The sequence below is a fragment of the Flavobacterium hibernum genome (assembly GCF_000832125.1).
Taxonomy (GTDB): Bacteria; Bacteroidota; Bacteroidia; order Flavobacteriales; family Flavobacteriaceae; genus Flavobacterium; species Flavobacterium hibernum.
In genome coordinates, this window is the sequence record NZ_JPRK01000008.1 from 83,044 (window position 1) to 104,359 (window position 21,316).

Below are 21,316 nucleotides of genomic sequence, written 5' to 3' on the forward strand. Positions count from 1 at the left end.
CAATTATAACGTTATAGTTAGCTTTTAATCTTCTCATTTTACTTCCACTCAACCAAGTTCATCGCATTAAAAAATATGTCTAAAAAAACTTGTAATTCAAATTTTCTTATAACTTTGTAATTCAAAGTACTTTTAAATAAATACAACTATGAAAAACAAATTAGATCTTTTTAAAAATTACACTCAAAAAACCGGAGTCACAATTAGTTTAGCAGTAGCCACCTTTAGTACTATCTTACTAATAAGCTCCCTTTCTTGCAAAAAAATGTTTTTTTACAATTTCGACTCCATTGTAATCATAAGCTTGGTGATTGAATTTATTTATGGAGCCAGCCTTTCCTTTATGATTCTAAGGGATAAAGAACGATACATTCATTTAACTCCATTTTTGATTTTGAACTGGTTTATTGGATGTTTTTGCTTAAATATTTTCATTCCTGTTTTCAATGATTTACCAATATGGGTTTATTTCGCAACGTTGGCCTTTTGCTTATCTAATTTCTTCATTTATAGAAATTCAGAAGACGAATACAACATTTCGATTCCGCTTTTCATAAACGGTTTGTCCTTCACAATCATTTTATATTTTGCAATTTTTTTAATTCCAATAATACCCGTTTCCTTTGCTGCTATACTAGCTTTAGGAATGGGCTTTTATGGATTAGTTCCGGCGATAGTACTTATTATTCATTCACTAACAATTATTAGGCATTTATCTCACAACAGAAATTATTCCCTTTCATTTGGCGCAGGATTCTTAATTGTATTAGTCGGATTGACAATATTCACCATTGGCTTAAGTCTCGAAAGCAATAAAATTGCCAAAGTCAATGCCTTAAACTCTTTCAGCAGCGATAGTGATTTACCTAACCATATAGCAATTTCGCAAAACTTAAAACCTAACTTTTTTAATGAAATTCTCTTAAAAAAAGGTATTATCTATGTTCCGCTACACGATATATTCAGACTTGGAGGATTTGATTCTTTCGGAACGAAACAATTCAATGAAAGAAAAACGCACAACCCTTTTATAGCTATTGCTTATTTATTCTGTCATGATCTCGATTTAAGCAGTGATGAACGTATAAATATTTTGAAGTCAAATTTTGATAAAAGATTAGAAACTGAAGAGCAACTTTGGAGCGGTGAGGATTTAGTAACAAAAAGTATTAAAGAAGATGTGAAAATTTATGCAGATGCTCGTTTAGCTTATACCGAAATCACGATGCAAATTGCCAGTACTAAAGATTCGTCGCTCGACAAAGAAGCAATTTACTCTTTTCAGCTACCCGAAGGCTCAGTTGCAACTTCTCTATCGTTATGGGTTAATGGAATCGAACGAAAAGGAGTATTAACAACTAAGGAAAAGGCTCAAGCCGCTTACAAGCAAATTGTTGGAGTCGAAAGTCGTGATCCTTCTTTAATGCAATGGAAAGAAGGAAACAAAGTCGTAGTACGCGTTTTTCCCATCAATTTTAAAACTCCAAGAACTTTTAAATGCGGTTTTACAACTCCTTTACAAGTCGAAGATAATGAAATGAAGTACAAAAGTCTTTCTATAAAAGGACCAAACATTTCAAATGCCGAAACTATTTCGAGAATTGAAACTGTGGGGAATGCAAAAATAAAAACCACTAAAGATTTCGAACTTACCAAACACTATTACATTAACCAATCTGAAGGATTAGACGACTGGGAAGCTTTTGTACCACTAACAAAAAATACAAAATCAAATTCGTTTGCCTGGAAAGACAAAATTTATGAAATAAGAGACATCAGTAAATCAGTGGTTCCCTTTAAGCCTTCAGAAATCATTTTAGATTTAAATAGCAGTTGGACAATCAAACAAATTGAATCTTTTGTCAACCTGAACAAAAAGAATGTGTTTGTTTTTTTAAACGGCAAAAAAACTGCTATTAATAAAGAAAACCTGAGAGCTATTGAATTGGATTTTGAGGATTTACAATATTCATTGTTGCCTCTTTATAAAATTACACCAAATAGTTTAATTGTTACAAAATGCGGTTCATTTTCGGCCAATTTTGAAGAGCTTGAGGATTCTGATTATCTAAAAAAAATAAAAACAGAAACAAAACAGCGAAATCTAAAAGTAATTAACATCTCGTCAGATATTAATCCGTTTTGGCAAACGGCGAAAGAACAGAAATATGTAGATTACTTTCAGACCAGTATTACAGATTGCTTGAAATTAATCAACCAAAATCAATTTATACTGTACAAAACCGAAAAAAACACAGTTAATATTGAGCCTGCTCATATCTCGATTACTGAAAATCTAAAAACGGACTCTCTTAAAAGCAAAGGGCCAGATCACATTTATAGAATGTATGCTTTTGGAAAAGTTCTGGAGGAACAAATTAAAATACAAAATGAAACTTTAGCAAATAATCAATATGTTGATTTAGCCAAAGATGCCAACATTGTTACGCCTATTTCATCACTAATTGTTCTAGAAACCGATGAAGATTACAAAAACAACGGAATTGAGAAAAACGTCAATACTTTAGGAAATGCATCAATCAACAATGACGGAGCGGTGCCGGAACCACACGAATGGTTATTAATTATTATTGGCTCTACAATTCTGTTTTTCTATTATCGAAAATCAAAACAAACGATTTAATGCATAACTTCATTATTCAACATTCTAAAAAGATTGCTCTAATTATTTTAGGTTGCCTTCTGGCAATCAACTATATTATTATAGTAAACGGAATTAACAGTAATCTTTTTGGAATTTTATTTTCGATACTATTATTTCTAATTGGAGGTAGAAAAACTTCCTTTAATATGAATTACCCCCTTTTGGGATTAATTTTTCTATTAGAATTTATCAGTTTTCGTTTGCACACCAAATCCATACATTTTTTAGCTTTATCTCTATTTGTCTGTTTTGTATATTATAGTTTTACGCAACGATTTTCGTTTATTTCTTTTATCTGTATTCTGTTATTTTCCTCGCTCTTTAATACGTTTTTTGATTATCTAACTGTAGAAATTAAGCAAACACTTTGTTATAGTGTTTATTTAACTTTGAAAAACTTTATTCATTTTGATAAAATTGAAGGTGTAAATTTTTACATCAATAACGCAAAAATCACAATAGATACTGCCTGTATGGGATTGTCTATGTTTAAAACCGGTTTACTTGCCGGTGCTTTTTTACTAACTCTAGAAGAGCGAAAACAACAAAAATACTTCAACCTTAAACAAATTTTATTGTTTTGCTTTTTCGTCATTCTATTAAATATTATTTCGAATTATTTCAGAATTATAACTTTGATTTTATTTAATTGCACCGAAGAGAATACTTTTCACCATACTATTGGTTTGCTTTGTTTTGTATTTTATCAAATGGCACCAATGTTATTTTTAATTCGTTTTTTTAAACCTTCAAAAGAAACCATTACAGATTCTAAACCTGAATATTTAAAATTGTTACCGTTTATTACAGCAATAATAACTCTTATTGCAACAAGTCTGGAAATCCAAAAAGATCAAGATCATAAATTGCTTGATAATATAAACCCTACTTATAATACGAGTAAAGGAATTTGGGTTAACAAAGAGGTTTTTAAAATCGTAACTCCAAAAAAACTTATTTATATAAAAACTCCATCGCACAACCCCTTAGTTTGCTGGACTGGAAACGGATATAAAGTGATCGAATCAAAAATTATTGAAAAGAACAATGAAGAAATCTGTTTTGTGAGAATGGAGAAAAACGGCGTGCAATATTTTTCGTATTGGTGGTATGAATGCAATAATAAAAAGTACACTTCTCTTATTGAAGTTTCACTAATAAAACTCTTTTACAATAAACCCATTCGGCTTATAAATGAAACGAATAAAGCACAATAAAAAAAGCCTAACAGATCTTAAAATCTATTAGGCTCTTTTTTCTATTTGCATAAAACTTACATTAGTTTCTGAATAATAATTTCTTCTGTTATTCCTTCAGCATCTGCTTTGTAATTTTTAATAATTCTGTGTCTCAAAATTCCGGTTGCAACTGCTTTTACATCTTCGATATCCGGAGAAAATTTGCCATTAAATGCAGCGTGTGCTTTTGCGGCCAAGATTAGATTTTGAGAGGCTCTTGGTCCAGCTCCCCAATCTAAATAATTCTTTACAAAATCATTAGACAAAGCATTATCAGGACGTGTTTTACTTACTAAAGTTACTGCGTATTCAATTACATTATCTGCAACAGGAATTCTACGAATTAAATGCTGAAAATCGATAATTTCCTGAGCTGTAAACAATGGATTTATAGTTGTTTTTGCATCAGAAGTTGTACGCTTTACAACTTGTACTTCTTCTTCGAAAGTTGGATATTCTAGTTTAATTGCAAACATAAAACGATCTAATTGTGCTTCGGGCAAAGGATAAGTTCCTTCTTGCTCAATTGGATTTTGTGTTGCTAAAACAAAGTATGGTAAATCTAATTTATAGTTTTGTCCTGCAATTGTTACTGAACGTTCCTGCATGGCTTCAAGCAAAGCTGCTTGCGTTTTGGGCGGAGTTCTATTAATCTCATCTGCCAAAATTATATTAGAGAAAATTGGTCCTTTAATAAATTTAAATTGTCTGTTTTCATCTAAAATTTCACTTCCTAAAATATCAGAAGGCATTAAATCCGGCGTAAACTGAATTCTTTTAAAATCTAAACCTAAAGCCTGAGACAAAGTGTTTATCATTAACGTTTTTGCCAAACCCGGAACACCTATCAAAAGGGCATGTCCTCCAGAAAATATACAAAGTAAAATTTGATCTACAACTGCATCTTGGCCTACTATAATTTTTGCTATTTCGTTTTTTAATTCATTTCGTTTTTGAACTAAATTATGAATTGCTGTTACGTCAGACATTTAAGTATGTTTTAAAATTAAAAAAGAGTTAGCTCTACTAATTCATAAAACTAACTCTTTTTATTTATTTAATAAAAATTATTTTTTCAACCAATTGTATACAAAATTACAATCTCTGTACTCTCCAACAATTTTAATGTAAGTATCTTTTATTTTAGTATCAAACCACTTTGAAATTGTTGTGATTTGTTTTTCTTTCAATGCTAATTCTTTAATTTTAGTATAATCTTTAGCATAATCTGCCACGTGCTGATCAATTCTATTGGTAACCGTTATTAGCTTGTAAGTCTTTTTACCTTTATCATCTGTGTTTAAAATAGGCTGCGAAACCTCGTCATCTTTTAGATTAGAAACCTGGCTATACAAAGTAGGATCCATTTTTGTCAATTCAAAACGTGTGTCTTGAGTATTTGGGTTTACTAATGTTCCTCCGTTTGCTCTTGTTTCTTTTTCATCAGACTCAGTTCTTGCTGCATCTGCAAAAGAAATTTCCTTGTTTACAATCTTATTTCTAATATTTGTAATTCTTTCTTTAGCATCTTTTAGTGCATTTTCAGAAACTGTTGGTGCAATCAAAATATGACGCAATTCAACTTCTTGTCCTTTTATTTTGTCTACCATAATAATATGGTATCCAAAATTAGTTTTAAAAGGTTCTGAAATTTCTCCTTCACCTAAACTAAAAGCAACATCTTTAAACTCTTTTACGAAAGGAGTTTTTCTCGTCATTTTATAAAAACCTCCGTTTGGTGAAGATCCTGGATCTTGTGAATATAAAACTGCTTTTGTTGCAAAACTAGATCCTTCTAAAACATCTTTTCTAATCGCATTTAATCTGTCAATTACCTTTTGTTCGTCTTCTTTAGAAACTTTAGGTTCTACCACAATTTGTGCAACTTCCATTTCTGCTCCAAAAGTTGGCAATTCATCTTTTGGTATCTTTTTAAAGAAATTACGAACTTCTTCTGGTGTTATCTCTACAGCATCAACGATTTTCTTGGTCATTTCCTGAGCTAATTTTTGCTCTTTTAAGATATCAGCAAAATAAGTTTTAAACTCTTCTACTGAATTCTTTTTGTAATAAGCCACAACTTTATTAATATCTCCTACTTGTTGAAGCATATAATTCAATCGTTCATCCATCATACCTTTAACTTCGGCATCACTAACTACAATACTATCTTGAATTGCCTGATGCGCATAAAGTTTATCTTCTAAAAGTTTTCCAAGCATTTGGCATCTTGTAATATCTTTAATAGAACCACCTTGACTAGAAATCTCTAAATATCCTTTGTCAATATCAGAATCTAAAACAATATAATCTCCAACATTTGCAATAATACCGTCAATTTTTAATTTCTGCCCTGATGGCGCAGCTACAACCGGTTTCTTAGCTACTGAATCTTTAATGACTTCCTGAGCCGTAATAATTGAGCTGAAAAAAAATAAAAAACACATCGTCAACACTAACTTGAAATCAATTGTTTTTAGCGGTAATTTTTTTAATAACATTATTTTAAATTTAATTTGAATGTAAGGATCTTGCTTTAGAATTTCGTTTTAAACCAAAACCCTTTTAAATGCATTTTCAATCAACAATACTGAAAACACTAAATAATTAAGATCTAGTTCTTTTTAACTTATAACGAACAAAAATAACAATTCAATTACATAATACAACTATCGACTATACTATTAACAAAAAATTATATGGATAGCTCTTTAATCTTATAAAAGGAATCTTGATTTGAGGAACTAAATACTTCCAAACAATGAAAATCTACCTCTTTTAAAAACTTAAAAACAGCTCTTTAGAAACTCTCACAAAAAAATCTAAGTCCCTAGTTTACTTTATAATAAAAAAAAGTTCTCAACACTACAACGTTTTCGTAATATAAATATTTTCTGATAATTTTAATCAAATCAAAAAATACATACTTTAGATGCATAATTAATAATTTACAGAGCTAAAATTGAGAATTTCACTTTTTAACCGACCCGTAAATATGTAATTATAAATTTATTAACCTTAACCCAATCTATTATGAAAAAACCTAATGCAAAGATTTACTTTTTTGCAGCAATTACGGCAATCTTTGCTGCTTGCTCGCAAAACGAACCAAATGAGGTAGATGCAAAAGCTGAAAGTCACCAGTTTCAAATTATTAACGTTACACACGACGGAAAACCTTTTAGTACCGGACTTTCTAAATCGTCATCAACAGGAAAATATGTAGATAATCCAGGCGGTGGCGTTATGATGCAGGCTTTTTATTGGGATGTTCCTGCCGGTGGAAATTGGTGGAATACGGTGAGTACAAAAGTAACGGACTGGTCAAATGCCGGAATTGGCTCTATTTGGTTACCACCAGCTTCGAAAGCCCAAAATGGTGCTTTCTCTATGGGATATGATCCAACCGATTATTTTGATTTTGGAGATTACAATCAGAATGGATCTATAGAGACCCGTTTTGGATCTAAAACCGAATTGGTAAACCTAATCACAAAAGCACATACTGAGAATATGAAGGTTTATGCTGATATTGTTATCAATCACAATAGCGGCGGACAATCTGAAGCGAATCCATTTACTGGCACTAATACTTGGACTAATTTTACAGGAGTTGCTTCGGGTAAATTTCCTCGTAACTATAATGATTTTTACAAAAACAGTTACGGAAACAATGACGAAGGATCTTTTGGAGGGTTTCCGGATTTATGTCATGCTGCGCCAAATGTGCAAAACTGGTTATGGTTGAGGGCAGATGGTGTGGGTAAATATTATAAAAACACGATGAAATTCGATGGTTGGAGGTTTGACTATGTTAAAGGTTTTGGTGCTTGGGTTGTAAACTCTTGGAACGCAAATGTTGGTGGTTTTTCTGTGGGAGAACTATGGGATTCGAATGTAAATGTATTAAATGATTGGGCAAACAATGCCAATAGTTCTGTATTTGATTTTGCATGTTATTATAAAATGAATGATGCTTTTGACGGAAATAATCTTGCTCTTTTAAATGATGATATGATGTGGAAAAGAAATCCGTATAAAGCGGTAACTTTTGTGACCAATCATGATACTGACGAAATCTACAGTAAACTATTAGCCTATTCTTATATTTTAACGCATGAAGGATATCCAACAATTTTCTATAGAGATTATGAAGAATGGTTGGATAAAAGCAAATTGAATAATCTAATCTGGATTCATAATAACAAAGCGACAGGTACTACGTCAATTTTATATTCAGATAATGACGAATACTTGGCAAGAAGAAATGGATACAACGGAAATCCAGGATTAGTAGTTTACATTAACAACTCTGATACTTGGCAAGAAAGATGGATTCAGACGAATTGGGCAAATACCCAGATTAAAGATTTTACAGGAAACTCCACTTGGTATCCAACAACTCAGGCGGATAAATGGGTAAAAATACAATGTCCTCCAAAAGGATATTCAGTTTGGTCAATTAATCAATAATTCTCTTTTTGAATATCAATTTAAGGCTGTTTTAAAAAACAGCCTTATTTTTTTATAAAAAACTGAGGTTTTTAAAAAAGGCTCAGCACTTAATTTAAGAAGTGAATATTTTTATTAAGCCGTAATTAATAGTACTTTTGCAACCTATTTATACGAAATATGAGCTTTTTAAAAGAAATACAACGCAGAAGAACATTTGGAATTATATCGCATCCTGATGCCGGTAAAACAACTTTAACTGAGAAGTTATTGTTATTTGGAGGTGCAATTCAGGAAGCTGGAGCTGTAAAAAACAATAAAATAAAAAAAGGAGCAACGAGTGACTTTATGGAAATCGAACGCCAAAGAGGTATTTCGGTTTCGACATCTGTACTTGCTTTTAATTATCAAGATAAAAAAATCAACATCCTTGATACTCCCGGACACAAGGATTTTGCCGAAGATACCTTTAGAACTTTAACTGCTGTTGATAGCGTTATTGTTGTAATTGACGTTGCAAAAGGGGTTGAGGAACAAACTGAAAAATTGGTTGCAGTTTGTAGAATGAGAAATATCCCGATGATTGTTTTCATCAATAAGTTAGACCGTGAAGGAAAAGATGCTTTTGACTTAATGGATGAAGTGGAACAAAAACTAGGTTTAACCGTTACTCCTTTGAGTTTCCCGATTGGAATGGGTTACGATTTTCAGGGAATTTATAATCTATGGGAACAAAACATCAATCTTTTTAGTGGAGACAGCAGAAAAAATATCGAAGAAACAATTGCTTTCTCTGATGTTCAGAACAATCCGGAACTAGATAAAATTGTAGGTGAAAAAGCAGCTGAAAAACTTCGTGAGGAATTAGAACTAATTGATGAAGTTTATCCAAAATTTGACCGTCAGGATTATTTAGATGGAAAGCTTCAACCTGTATTTTTTGGTTCGGCTTTGAACAATTTTGGGGTTCGCGAATTGCTAGATTGCTTCGTTCAAATCGCTCCGTCTCCAAGACCAAAAGATTCTGAAACTCGTTTGGTTGATCCGGCAGAGGAAAAAATGACTGGTTTTGTATTTAAAATCCATGCTAATATGGATCCAAAACACAGAGACCGTTTAGCCTTTATAAAAATCGTTTCGGGAACTTTTGAAAGAAACAAACCTTACTACCACGTTCGTCAGAAGAAAAATTTAAAATTCTCGAGTCCAAATGCTTTTTTCGCAGAGAAAAAAGAAATCGTAGATATTTCGTACCCTGGTGATATTGTAGGTTTACACGATACCGGAAACTTTAAAATTGGTGATACTTTGACTGAAGGAGAAATCATGAGCTTTAAAGGAATCCCAAGTTTCTCTCCAGAACACTTTAGATACATTAACAATGCTGATCCTATGAAAGCTAAACAGCTTGATAAAGGTATTGATCAGCTAATGGACGAAGGTGTTGCACAGTTATTTACTCTTGAAATGAATAACCGTAAAGTTATTGGAACTGTTGGAGCACTTCAATATGAGGTAATTCAATATCGTTTGGAACATGAATATGGTGCAAAATGTACTTACGAAAACTTCCCTGTACATAAGGCATGTTGGGTAAAACCTGATGATGCTAAAAATAATGAGTTTAAAGAATTTAAACGTATTAAGCAGAAATTCTTAGCACACGATAAGTATGGTCAATTGGTATTTTTAGCCGATTCTGATTTTACAATTCAAATGACACAAAGTAAATATCCAAGTGTGAAGTTATTCTTTACTTCAGAGTTTGATTAAATCTACTTGAAAAAGACAAAAGCATAAAAAAGACTTTCTAAATTTTAGAAAGTCTTTTTTATCTCTACAAAAATCTAAATGTTTCTTTTTGTCTTTTTTAATTCCTTTTCATGCGAATAATTAACTCCTAATCCACCTAAAATCATAGTGCTCAATTTCGAAAGCTCATCTTCGTCAATAATTATGTTTTGTTCTAATGTATTATTCTTAACAGAGTTTATAGAAAAAGGTATCTCTTTTGAAAAATAATAATCATCACTCGTGATTGTAATCACAAGAGTTTTACTACTCTTCAAAACTTGCACAGGAATAGAAAACTTACCCGTTTTTGAATCTATTTTTAATGGACTTTGTGAACCATTAATCATAAGTACTAAATTTGAGTATTTCTTATCTGTAAATGGTTTATTTGTTTTAGTCTCCAATAATTTTCCTTTTACAACAACAAGTATTTCCGCAGAATCAGTCCCATTATAAGCCACTTTACCCATAATCAGCATATTTGGATCTGCACTATTAATCTCAGTTTGAACCGGTGTTTTTTCTTGCCCAATAGCATTTGATGCTAATAAAATTGATGCTGCTACGGCTGCGTATTTAAAATTATTAAGTTTAGAAGTTTCTCTGCACTCAAACTCTTCTTCTAATTGTGTCACTTTTAATCGCGCACAAATATTTTGATCTTTATTTTCTGAAATGAATTTAGCTACTTCAGAATTTGTTTTTCTACTCAAATCTATTACATTCTTTGCACAAGAATTACAAAATGAACCATTAGTACTAGGAATCATTTTATCAAAATTTTCAGAGCAAGGATTTATTATTTCTAAAGTGAATTTCTTTTTCATACTGTATTTTTTAAATTACATTTTATCAAAAATGACTGTTAAATATATAGAGTACGTTTATTAGGAAAAGGTTGGAAAGAGAATAAAAATATTTTTTTTTCGAAATTTAACTTCTTCTGGAAAAGGTTTAGAAATCAATAAAAAAAGCGCCAATTTTACAATTAGCGCTTTTTTTTAATTTGAATTAATCCAACCTTAATGAGTTATTATATTCCAAAAAAATGATCCTTTTTTATAGGGAAACCGAATTTAAAAAAATAATACTAAAACAAAAAAAATAGCCGATGAAAACTACATTAAATCAGTTGAAATACATTTTTCAATTTCTTTGAAATAAAAAGCCCCATTTAAAAAATGGGGCTTTAAAAATTTATGCTTGTCCTGCCGGACCAAAATTAAGCGGTATTGGTGCTTGTTCAGTTTCTTTGATTTCGCCATGAGCGCTTTCAAATCGATGAATATTTTCTCCAATTGCTTTTAATAATCTTTTAGCATGTTGTGGTGTCAAGACAATTCTTGACTTTACTTTGGCTTTAGGAATACCAGGCATAATACTCACAAAATCTAAAACAAATTCTGATGATGAGTGATTGATAATCGCAAGATTAGAATAAATTCCCTCTGCGACAGTTTCGTCTAACTCAATATTAATCTGTTCTTGTTGTTGGTTCGGATTACTCATAGTTTCCTAATTAATAAATATATTCTTCTTTATTAGCCATCATTTCATTGTAATCGTCTTTAGATCCTACGATAGTATTATCATATTCTCTCATACCAGTTCCCGCAGGAATTCTGTGTCCAACAATTACATTTTCTTTCAATCCTTCTAAATCATCTACTTTACCAGCTACAGCAGCTTCGTTAAGTACTTTTGTTGTTTCTTGGAAAGAAGCAGCAGAGATGAATGATTTAGTTTGTAGCGAAGCTCTTGTAATACCTTGTAAAACTGGCGTTGCAGTTGCAGTAATTACATCTCTAGCTACAACTAGATTTTTATCATTTCGTTTCAACAATGAGTTTTCATCACGCAATTCACGAGGCGAAATAATCTGACCTGGTTTCAATACAGCAGAATCCCCAGCGTCTTCAACTACTTTCATACCATATAATTTATCATTTTGAACGATAAAATCTTTAGTATGAATTAATTGATCTTCTAGGAATAATGTATCACCTGGATCTTGAACTCTTACTTTACGCATCATTTGACGAATAACTACCTCAAAGTGCTTGTCATTAATTTTTACCCCTTGTAAACGGTATACCTCTTGAATTTCATTTACCAAGTACTGTTGAACAGCAGCTGGACCTTGAATTCTTAAGATGTCGTCTGGTGTAATTGCACCATCAGACAATGGTACTCCTGCTCTTACGAAGTCATTTTCTTGTACTAAGATTTGGCTTGAAAGTTTAACTAAATACTTTTTAATCTCACCAAATTTAGATTCGATAACGATCTCACGGTTACCTCTTTTGATTTTTCCAAAAGAAACAACACCGTCAATTTCAGAAACAACCGCTGGGTTTGAAGGGTTACGAGCTTCAAGCAACTCAGTAATTCTTGGTAAACCTCCCGTGATATCGCCTGCTTTAGAAGAACGACGTGGAATTTTCACTAATACTTTACCTGCTTTAATTTTCTCACCGTTCTCAACCATAAGGTGGGCTCCTACTGGTAAGTTATACGAACGAATCAATTCACCTTCTTTACCGTAAACCAATAAAGTTGGAATTAATTTTTTATTTCTAGCTTCAGAAATTACTTTTTCCTGGAATCCTGTTTGCTCATCGATTTCAACCATGAACGATTGTCCTTGCTCTAAATCCTCGTAAGCAATCTTACCAGTAAATTCAGAAACAATTACACCATTATATGGATCCCACTTACAGATCACAGATCCTTTAGTAACTACTTCACCATCCTTAACGAAAATACTAGATCCGTAAGGAATATTGTGTGTATTTAAAACGATTCCAGTTTTCTCATCAACTAATTTTAATTCAGTTGAACGTGATACTACGATATCAACCGCATTACCTTCACTGTCTTCACCTTTTACAGTTTTTAAATCTTCAATCTCAAGTCTACCGTTGAATCTTGTAACAATACTAGACTCTTCAGAGATACCTCCAGCAACCCCTCCAACGTGGAACGTACGAAGTGTTAACTGTGTACCTGGCTCTCCAATAGACTGAGCTGCAATAACTCCTACTGCTTCACCTCTTTGTGTCATTTTACCAGTAGCTAAGTTTCTACCGTAACATTTAGCACAAATACCTTTTAAAGCCTCACAAGTTAATGGAGATCTAACCTCTACTTTTTCAATCGGAGAAGCTTCGATAACTCTCATGATTGCTTCAGTAATTTGTTGTCCAGATTGAACCAGAACTTCATTAGTAAGAGGATTAATAACATCTTGCAAAGCAACACGTCCTAAAATTCTTTCTCCTAAAGATTCAACAATTTCCTCATTTTTCTTCAAAGCAGAAACTTCAACACCTCTTAAAGTACCACAATCTTCGATGTTTACAATAACATCTTGTGATACGTCATGAAGCCTTCTTGTCAAGTATCCAGCATCGGCAGTTTTAAGAGCCGTATCCGCAAGTCCTTTACGAGCACCGTGAGTAGAAATGAAGTACTCAAGGATCGAAAGACCTTCCTTAAAGTTAGAAAGAATCGGGTTTTCAATAATCTCACCACCACCAGCAGTAGATTTTTTAGGCTTAGCCATCAAACCACGCATACCAGTTAACTGACGAATTTGTTCCTTAGAACCCCTCGCTCCAGAGTCAAGCATCATATATACAGAGTTGAAACCTTGTTGGTCTTCTCTAATATTTTTCATTGCTAATTCTGTTAACTGTGCATTTGCTGAAGTCCATACGTCAATAACTTGGTTGTAACGTTCGTTATTGGTAATAAGACCCATGTTATAATTCACAGAAATACCTTCAACTTGCTCTCTGGCGTCTGCAATTAATTTTGTTTTTTGTTCTGGAATTCTAATATCACCTAAAGAGAATGATAAACCTCCTCTAAATGCAAATTTATACCCCATATCTTTCATATTGTCCAAGAAAGCAGCAGTAGTAGGTACATCAGTCACACTTAAAATGTGTCCGATAATATCTCTAAGGTTTTTCTTAGTCAATACATCATTGATATATCCAGCTGCTTCAGGTACTACTTCATTAAATAATACACGTCCTGCAGTTGTTTGAATAATTTTGAACACTAATTCTCCAGCTTCATTAAAATCTTTTGCTCTGATTCTTACACGAGCATTCAATTCTAATCTTCCTTCGTTTAATGCAATATTTACCTCTTCAGCAGAATAGAAAGTTAAGTCTTGACCTAAAATTATGTGTTCTGGTGTCGAGATACGTTCTTTGGTCATATAATATAGACCCAAGACCATATCCTGAGAAGGTACAGTAATTGGAGCACCATTTGCAGGATTCAGGATATTATGAGAAGCCAACATTAATAATTGTGCCTCTAAAATAGCCTCTGGTCCTAATGGCAAGTGAACTGCCATCTGATCCCCATCAAAATCGGCGTTGAAAGCCGTACATACTAATGGGTGCAATTGGATCGCTTTTCCTTCAATTAATTTTGGTTGGAAAGCTTGAATACCAAGTCTGTGTAACGTAGGAGCACGGTTAAGTAATACAGGGTGTCCTTTAATTACATTTTCAAGGATATCCCAAACTACAGGCTCTTTTTTGTCTATGATTTTCTTAGCAGATTTTACTGTTTTAACAATACCTCTTTCAATCAATTTACGGATAACGAAAGGTTTGTATAATTCAGATGCCATATCTTTTGGCAATCCACATTCGAATAATTTTAATTCAGGACCAACAACAATTACCGAACGAGCAGAATAATCCACACGTTTTCCAAGTAAGTTTTGACGGAAACGTCCTTGCTTACCTTTTAAGGAATCAGATAATGATTTTAATGGTCTGTTTGATTCTGTTTTAACAGCAGAAGCTTTACGAGTGTTATCAAATAATGAATCTACCGATTCTTGTAACATACGTTTTTCATTTCTTAAGATAACTTCTGGAGCTTTAATCTCCATTAATCTTTTCAAACGATTATTACGGATGATTACACGACGGTATAAGTCATTTAAATCTGAAGTTGCAAAACGACCTCCATCAAGTGGCACAAGCGGACGTAATTCTGGTGGAATAACAGGAACCACTTTCATAATCATCCACTCAGGACGGTTTTCACGGTTTAAGTTAGACTCACGGAAAGACTCAACAACTTGTAATCTTTTTAAAGCTTCAGTTTTACGTTGTTTAGATGTTTCGTTATTAGCACTGTGTCTCAATTGGTAAGACAACTCATCTAAGTCGATACGTGCTAATAAATCCATAATACATTCTGCTCCCATTTTGGCAACAAATTTATTAGGATCCATATCATCTAAATATTGATTTTCTTGCGGAAGAGTATCTAAAATATTCAAATATTCCTCTTCAGTTAAGAAATCTAATCTTTGTAATGATTCTCCATCTGCATTCTTAGCAATACCTGCTTGAATTACTACGTATCTTTCGTAGTAAATGATCATATCTAATTTCTTAGATGGAAGACCAAGGATATAACCAATTTTGTTTGGAAGAGAACGGAAATACCAAATGTGAGCAATTGGCACAACAAGGTTGATGTGTCCTACTCTATCACGACGTACTTTTTTCTCAGTAACTTCAACACCACAACGGTCACAGATAATACCTTTGTAACGAATTCTTTTATATTTACCACAAGCACACTCAAAATCCTTAACAGGTCCGAAGATTCTTTCACAGAAAAGTCCGTCACGCTCAGGTTTGTGAGTTCTGTAGTTAATAGTTTCAGGTTTCAGAACCTCTCCTCTTGATTCTTTCAAGATAGATTCTGGTGAAGCCAATCCAATAGAGATTTTATTAAATCTTTTTACAGGATTTTTATCTTTATTATTATTTCTATTATTCATCATAGTTTTTACTATTGATTTATCTGCAATTAAAAATTGATTTTATTTGAGTCTAAAGTCAAATGTCATAAAGTTTTTAAAGTCACGAATGACTTTAGACTTTGGACTTTCAAACTTTCGACTAAACACTACCTCGGATTACTTCTCTAAACTTCAAACTAAATTGAAGTGCTAATTATAAAACTTTTCAGGTTTAAATAAAAAATCGGAACGGGTTACGGGTATAAATCCTAAAAACTTTTATAAATGAGTAATCAGCCCCGATAAAAATCGGGACTGATTACTTCTAATACTTATTATTCTTCTAAACGAATGTCAAGTCCAAGACCTTTCAATTCATGCATTAATACATTGAATGATTCTGGTAATCCTGGTTCTGGCATAGACTCTCCCTTAACGATAGCCTCGTAAGTTTTAGCTCTACCAATAACGTCATCCGATTTAACTGTTAAGATCTCACGAAGAGTACTTGATGCTCCATAAGCCTCAAGTGCCCAAACCTCCATCTCTCCAAAACGCTGACCTCCAAATTGAGCTTTACCTCCAAGTGGTTGTTGAGTAATCAACGAGTATGGACCGATAGAACGTGCGTGCATCTTATCATCAACCATGTGTCCTAATTTAAGCATGTAAATTACACCCACAGTTGCAGCTTGATGGAAACGCTCTCCAGTACCACCATCATAAAGGTGTGTATGTCCGAAACGTGGCACTCCAGCTTCATCAGTCAAAGCATTGATTTGATCTAAAGAAGCACCATCAAAAATTGGAGTAGCAAATTTTCTACCTAAATTTTGTCCAGCCCATCCAAGAACAGTTTCATAAATCTGACCAATGTTCATACGTGAAGGTACCCCAAGTGGATTCAATACGATATCTACTGGTGTTCCGTCTTCAAGGAAAGGCATATCTTCATGACGAACGATTCTTGCAACAATACCTTTGTTACCGTGACGTCCTGCCATTTTATCCCCTACTTTCAACTTACGTTTTTTAGCGATATAAATTTTCGCTAATTTCAAGATTCCAGATGGTAATTCATCTCCAACTGTAATAGTGAATTTTTCTCTTCTTAAAGATCCTTGTAAGTCGTTCAGCTTAATTTTATAGTTATGAATCAAATCATTAACCATTTTATTAGTAGCATCATCAGCAACCCATTGACCTTTGCTTAAGTGAGCAAAATCTTCTACTGCATAAAGCATTTTTTGAGTATATTTTTTACCTTTTGGTAAAACTTCTTCACCCAAATCATTCATTACACCTTGAGATGTTTTTCCGTTAACGATCAAGAATAATTTTTCAACCAATCTGTCTTTTAATTCAACAAATTTAGTTTCGAATTCCATTTCTAAAGCGCCTAAAGCATCTTTATCCTGAGTACGTTTACGTTTATCTTTTACGGCTCTTGCAAATAATTTTTTATCAAGAACTACACCGTGTAAAGATGGAGAAGCTTTTAATGAAGCATCTTTTACATCACCTGCTTTATCCCCGAAGATTGCACGAAGCAATTTCTCCTCTGGAGTAGGATCTGATTCTCCTTTTGGTGTAATTTTTCCGATCAAAATGTCACCAGGTTTAACCTCTGCTCCAATTCTGATCATACCGTTTTCATCTAAATCTTTAGTAGCTTCTTCAGAAACGTTAGGAATATCGTTTGTTAACTCTTCATTTCCTAACTTAGTATCTCTAACCTCTAATGAATAATCATCAACGTGGATAGAAGTAAAAATATCATCACGAACTACTTTTTCAGAAATTACAATCGCATCCTCAAAGTTATACCCTTTCCATGGCATGAACGCAACTTTTAAGTTTCTACCTAAAGCTAATTCTCCATTTTGAGTAGCATATCCTTCAGACAATACTTGTCCAGGAATAACTCTATCACCTTTTCTCACGATTGGCTTCAAGTTAATACTTGTACCTTGATTGGTTTTTCTAAATTTAATAAGGTTGTATGTTTTCTCATCAGCATCAAAACTAACCATTCTCTCGTCTTCTGTACGATCGTATTTAATAGTAATGATATTAGCATCAACATATTCAACAGTTCCATGCCCTTCAGCATTGATTAACACTCTTGAATCTGAAGCTACCTGACGTTCTAAACCTGTACCAACAATAGGTGCTTCCGGACGGATCAAAGGAACCGCCTGACGCATCATGTTTGATCCCATCAACGCACGGTTCGCATCATCATGCTCCAAGAAAGGAATCAATGACGCAGAAATCGAAGCAATCTGGTTAGGCGCAACGTCTGTATAATGAACTACAGATGGCTCAACAACCGGGAAGTCACCTTCCTCACGAGCAATAACATTACTAGCTGTAATTTTACCAGTTTCATCCATTTCAATGTTTGCCTGAGCAATCATTTTACCTTCTTCTTCTTCAGCACTTAAGTAAATTGGAGTGCTTTCTAAATCAACTACACCATTAGTTACTTTACGGTATGGAGTTTCGATGAAACCCATTCCGTTAACTTTTGCATAAACACCAAGAGATGAAATCAAACCAATGTTTGGTCCCTCTGGAGTTTCAATCGGACATAAACGACCATAGTGCGTATAGTGAACGTCACGAACCTCAAAACCAGCTCTCTCTCTCGAAAGTCCACCAGGTCCAAGTGCAGAAAGTCTTCTTTTGTGCGTAATCTCAGCTAATGGATTCGTTTGATCCATAAATTGAGATAACTGGTTAGTACCAAAGAAAGAGTTGATAACCGATGATAATGTTTTAGCATTAATCAAATCGATTGGTGTAAACACCTCGTTATCTCTAACGTTCATTCTCTCACGGATAGTTCTAGCCATACGAGCTAAACCAACACCGAATTGTTGAGACAATTGTTCTCCAACTGTTCTAACACGACGGTTTGACAAGTGATCAATATCATCAATCTCTGCTTTAGAGTTGATCAATTCGATCAAATATTTTACAATGGTAATGATATCTTCTTTGGTAAGCACTTGCTTTTCCATAGGGATATCTAAACCAAGTTTTTTGTTCATTCTATAACGACCAACTTCACCTAAGTTATAACGTTGATCAGAGAAGAACAATTTATCTATAATACCACGAGCAGTTTCTTCATCAGGCGGTTCTGCATTACGCAATTGTCTGTAGATATGCTCAACGGCTTCTTTTTCAGAGTTTGTTGGATCTTTTTGTAATGTATTGTGGATAATAGCATAATCTGCTTGGTTATTATCCTCTTTATGTAACAAAATAGATTTAACGTTAGAATCGATGATTTCTTCAACATTATCTTTGTCGATAATTGTATCACGATCAAGGATGATTTCGTTACGCTCGATAGAAACTACTTCACCAGTATCTTCATCAACGAAATCCTCGTGCCATGTGTTCAATACACGCGCAGCAAGTCTTCTTCCAATATATTTCTTGATACCAGTTTTAGAAACTTTAATTTCCTCTGCTAAGTCGAAAATTTCAAGGATATCCTTATCTCTTTCGAATCCAATTGCACGGAATAAAGTTGTTACAGGTAATTTTTTCTTTCTATCGATATAAGCGTACATTACACTGTTGATATCTGTAGAAAATTCTATCCAAGAACCTTTAAAAGGAATTACTCTGGCAGAATAAAGTTTTGTTCCATTTGCGTGGAATGATTGTCCAAAGAAAACCCCAGGAGAACGGTGTAGTTGAGATACTACTACACGCTCAGCACCATTGATAACAAAAGTACCGCTTGGAGTCATGTAAGGTATTGTTCCAAGATAAACGTCTTGTACAATAGTTTCAAAATCTTCGTGTTCTGGATCTGTACAGTATAGTTTTAACCTTGCTTTTAAGGGCACACTATAAGTAAGACCTCTCTCTATACATTCTTGAATTGTATAACGTGGTGGATCAACAAAATAATCTAGGAATTCCAATACAAAGTTATTTCTTGTATCTGTAATTGGGAAGTTTTCCATGAAGGTGTTGTATAACCCTTCGTTGCCTCTTTCGTCAGATTTCGTTTCTAATTGAAAGAAATCTTTAAAAGATTTAACCTGAACATCTAGAAAATCTGGATAGTCAGGGATATTTTTTGTAGAGGCAAAATTCAATCTTTCAGTCTGATTTGTTATCATCAATGGACAAAATTTTGATTAAAAAAAAGTAATTTTTTTGTGTAAAACACACTGTTTAATCTATACTTTCTTATTATAATCAATACATCTTTAAAATAAACCAGTATAAGACAGTTTAATTTTTTTCTTCGTATTGATCAAAAACTTTTTCGTATTTTAAACTATTTGATAATAAAACTTGATCTATTTTATTATACGAAAAATGGTTTAGGTCATTGAGTTAACTCAAGACCTAAACCTAGTTCTTAAAACTGAGTTGAATTATTTAAGCTCAACTACAGCTCCAGCTTCTTCTAATGATTTTTTAAGACCTTCAGCCTCTTCTTTAGAAACACCTTCTTTAACGTTACTTGGAGCACCGTCAACTACATCTTTAGCTTCTTTCAAACCTAAACCTGTAAGTTCTTTTACTAATTTCACAACTGCTAATTTAGAAGCACCAGCTTCTTTTAATACAACTGTAAATTCAGTTTGCGCTTCTTCAGCAGCACCTTCTCCACCACCAGCAGCAACTACTACAGCTGCAGCAGCAGGCTCGATACCATACTCGTCTTTTAATATTGTTGCTAATTCGTTAACTTCTTTAACTGTTAAGTTAACTAATTGTTCTGCGAATTGTTTCAAATCTGCCATTTTTTCTATCGTTTAAAATGATTTGTAAAATATAATTTATTTATTGTGCGCTAATTAAGCTACAAGGAAATAAAATCCCTCGTACGAATTATTATGCCTCAGCTTCTTCTTCGCTACCAGCGAATTTGTTTTGTAAAGCTGAAATAATTCTTTGTGCTGGTGATTGCAATAATCCAATAAGTTCTCCAAGAAGTTCTTCTTTAGATTTAATAGTTGCTAATGCATCTAATTGATCATCTCCAATGTAAACCTCAGAATTAATATAAGCTCCTTTTAATACAGGTTTAGCTGATTTTTTTCTGAAATCTTTAATAATTTTTCCAGGTGCATTTGCAACATCTGAAATAAATATAGCACTGTTACCTGTCAATACTGAAGGTAAATCTCCATAGTCATTAGCAGAAGCTTCCATTGCTTTTGCAAGCAAAGTGTTTTTTACAACCTCTAATTTAATACCTGCTTTAAAACAAGCTCTTCTCAAGTTTGAAGTTGTTTCTGCATTTAATCCAGAAATATCAGATACATAAATAATATTTGTACCAGCTAACTGTGCAGTTAAATCTTCAATCGCGATTGATTTTTCTTCTCTAGTCATACT

General features: G+C 33.2%; 12 protein-coding genes. 4 read left to right on the forward strand and 8 right to left on the reverse strand.

What is annotated here, in order from left to right; genetic code table 11:
- Window positions 1–148: 148 nt before the first annotated feature.
- Together IW18_RS09520 and xrtN are read left to right on the forward strand one after the other, a co-directional pair.
- Entirely contained in the window at window positions 149–2,644 is a 2,496-nt protein-coding gene (locus IW18_RS09520; RefSeq protein ID WP_240475546.1) for an XrtN system VIT domain-containing protein, read from the forward strand.
- Entirely contained in the window at window positions 2,644–3,882 is a 1,239-nt protein-coding gene (xrtN, locus tag IW18_RS09525) for an exosortase N (protein ID WP_160113218.1), read from the forward strand. The genes IW18_RS09520 and xrtN overlap by 1 nt, the downstream gene beginning before the upstream one ends.
- 56 nt (window positions 3,883–3,938) lie before the next feature.
- Here the strand turns inward: xrtN and IW18_RS09530 are convergent, their stop codons facing one another.
- Entirely contained in the window at window positions 3,939–4,892 is a 954-nt protein-coding gene (locus tag IW18_RS09530) for an AAA family ATPase (RefSeq protein WP_041517368.1), read from the reverse strand.
- Between the two features lie 78 nt (window positions 4,893–4,970).
- Window positions 4,971–6,404, reverse strand: coding sequence for a peptidylprolyl isomerase (locus IW18_RS09535; protein ID WP_041517369.1), 1,434 nt, complete (start codon window positions 6,402–6,404; stop codon window positions 4,971–4,973).
- A 532-nt stretch (window positions 6,405–6,936) separates the two neighbouring features.
- Here IW18_RS09535 and IW18_RS09540 point away from each other — a divergent pair.
- A complete protein-coding gene (locus IW18_RS09540) occupies window positions 6,937–8,376 on the forward strand; it encodes an alpha-amylase (RefSeq protein ID WP_041517370.1) in 1,440 nt (479 codons plus the stop codon).
- 159 nt (window positions 8,377–8,535) lie between these two features.
- Complete coding sequence (locus IW18_RS09545; protein WP_041517371.1) at window positions 8,536–10,128, forward strand: peptide chain release factor 3; 1,593 nt, start codon at window positions 8,536–8,538, stop codon at window positions 10,126–10,128.
- Between the two features lie 74 nt (window positions 10,129–10,202).
- Here the strand turns inward: IW18_RS09545 and IW18_RS09550 are convergent, their stop codons facing one another.
- The 6 genes from IW18_RS09550 to rplJ all read right to left on the reverse strand — a co-directional run bounded on the left by IW18_RS09550 (window position 10,203) and on the right by rplJ (window position 21,313).
- Window positions 10,203–10,976, reverse strand: a complete 774-nt coding sequence (locus IW18_RS09550; protein WP_041517372.1) for a hypothetical protein — start codon at window positions 10,974–10,976, stop codon at window positions 10,203–10,205.
- A gap of 370 nt (window positions 10,977–11,346) precedes the next feature.
- On the reverse strand, window positions 11,347–11,658 hold the full coding sequence (locus IW18_RS09555; RefSeq protein ID WP_041517373.1) for a DUF3467 domain-containing protein: 312 nt from the start codon (window positions 11,656–11,658) through the stop codon (window positions 11,347–11,349).
- A gap of 10 nt (window positions 11,659–11,668) precedes the next feature.
- Complete coding sequence (gene rpoC / locus IW18_RS09560; protein ID WP_041517374.1) at window positions 11,669–15,979, reverse strand: DNA-directed RNA polymerase subunit beta'; 4,311 nt, start codon at window positions 15,977–15,979, stop codon at window positions 11,669–11,671.
- Between the two features lie 293 nt (window positions 15,980–16,272).
- Window positions 16,273–20,085, reverse strand: coding sequence for a DNA-directed RNA polymerase subunit beta (gene rpoB / locus IW18_RS09565; RefSeq protein WP_041517375.1), 3,813 nt, complete (start codon window positions 20,083–20,085; stop codon window positions 16,273–16,275).
- A gap of 261 nt (window positions 20,086–20,346) precedes the next feature.
- On the reverse strand, window positions 20,347–20,718 hold the full coding sequence (gene rplL, locus IW18_RS09570) for a 50S ribosomal protein L7/L12 (RefSeq protein WP_007807437.1): 372 nt from the start codon (window positions 20,716–20,718) through the stop codon (window positions 20,347–20,349).
- A 91-nt stretch (window positions 20,719–20,809) separates the two neighbouring features.
- The gene (gene rplJ / locus IW18_RS09575) at window positions 20,810–21,313 is read right to left on the reverse strand and encodes a 50S ribosomal protein L10 (RefSeq protein WP_041517376.1); all 504 of its coding nucleotides are present in this window, start codon (window positions 21,311–21,313) and stop codon (window positions 20,810–20,812) included.
- Window positions 21,314–21,316 lie beyond the last annotated feature (3 nt).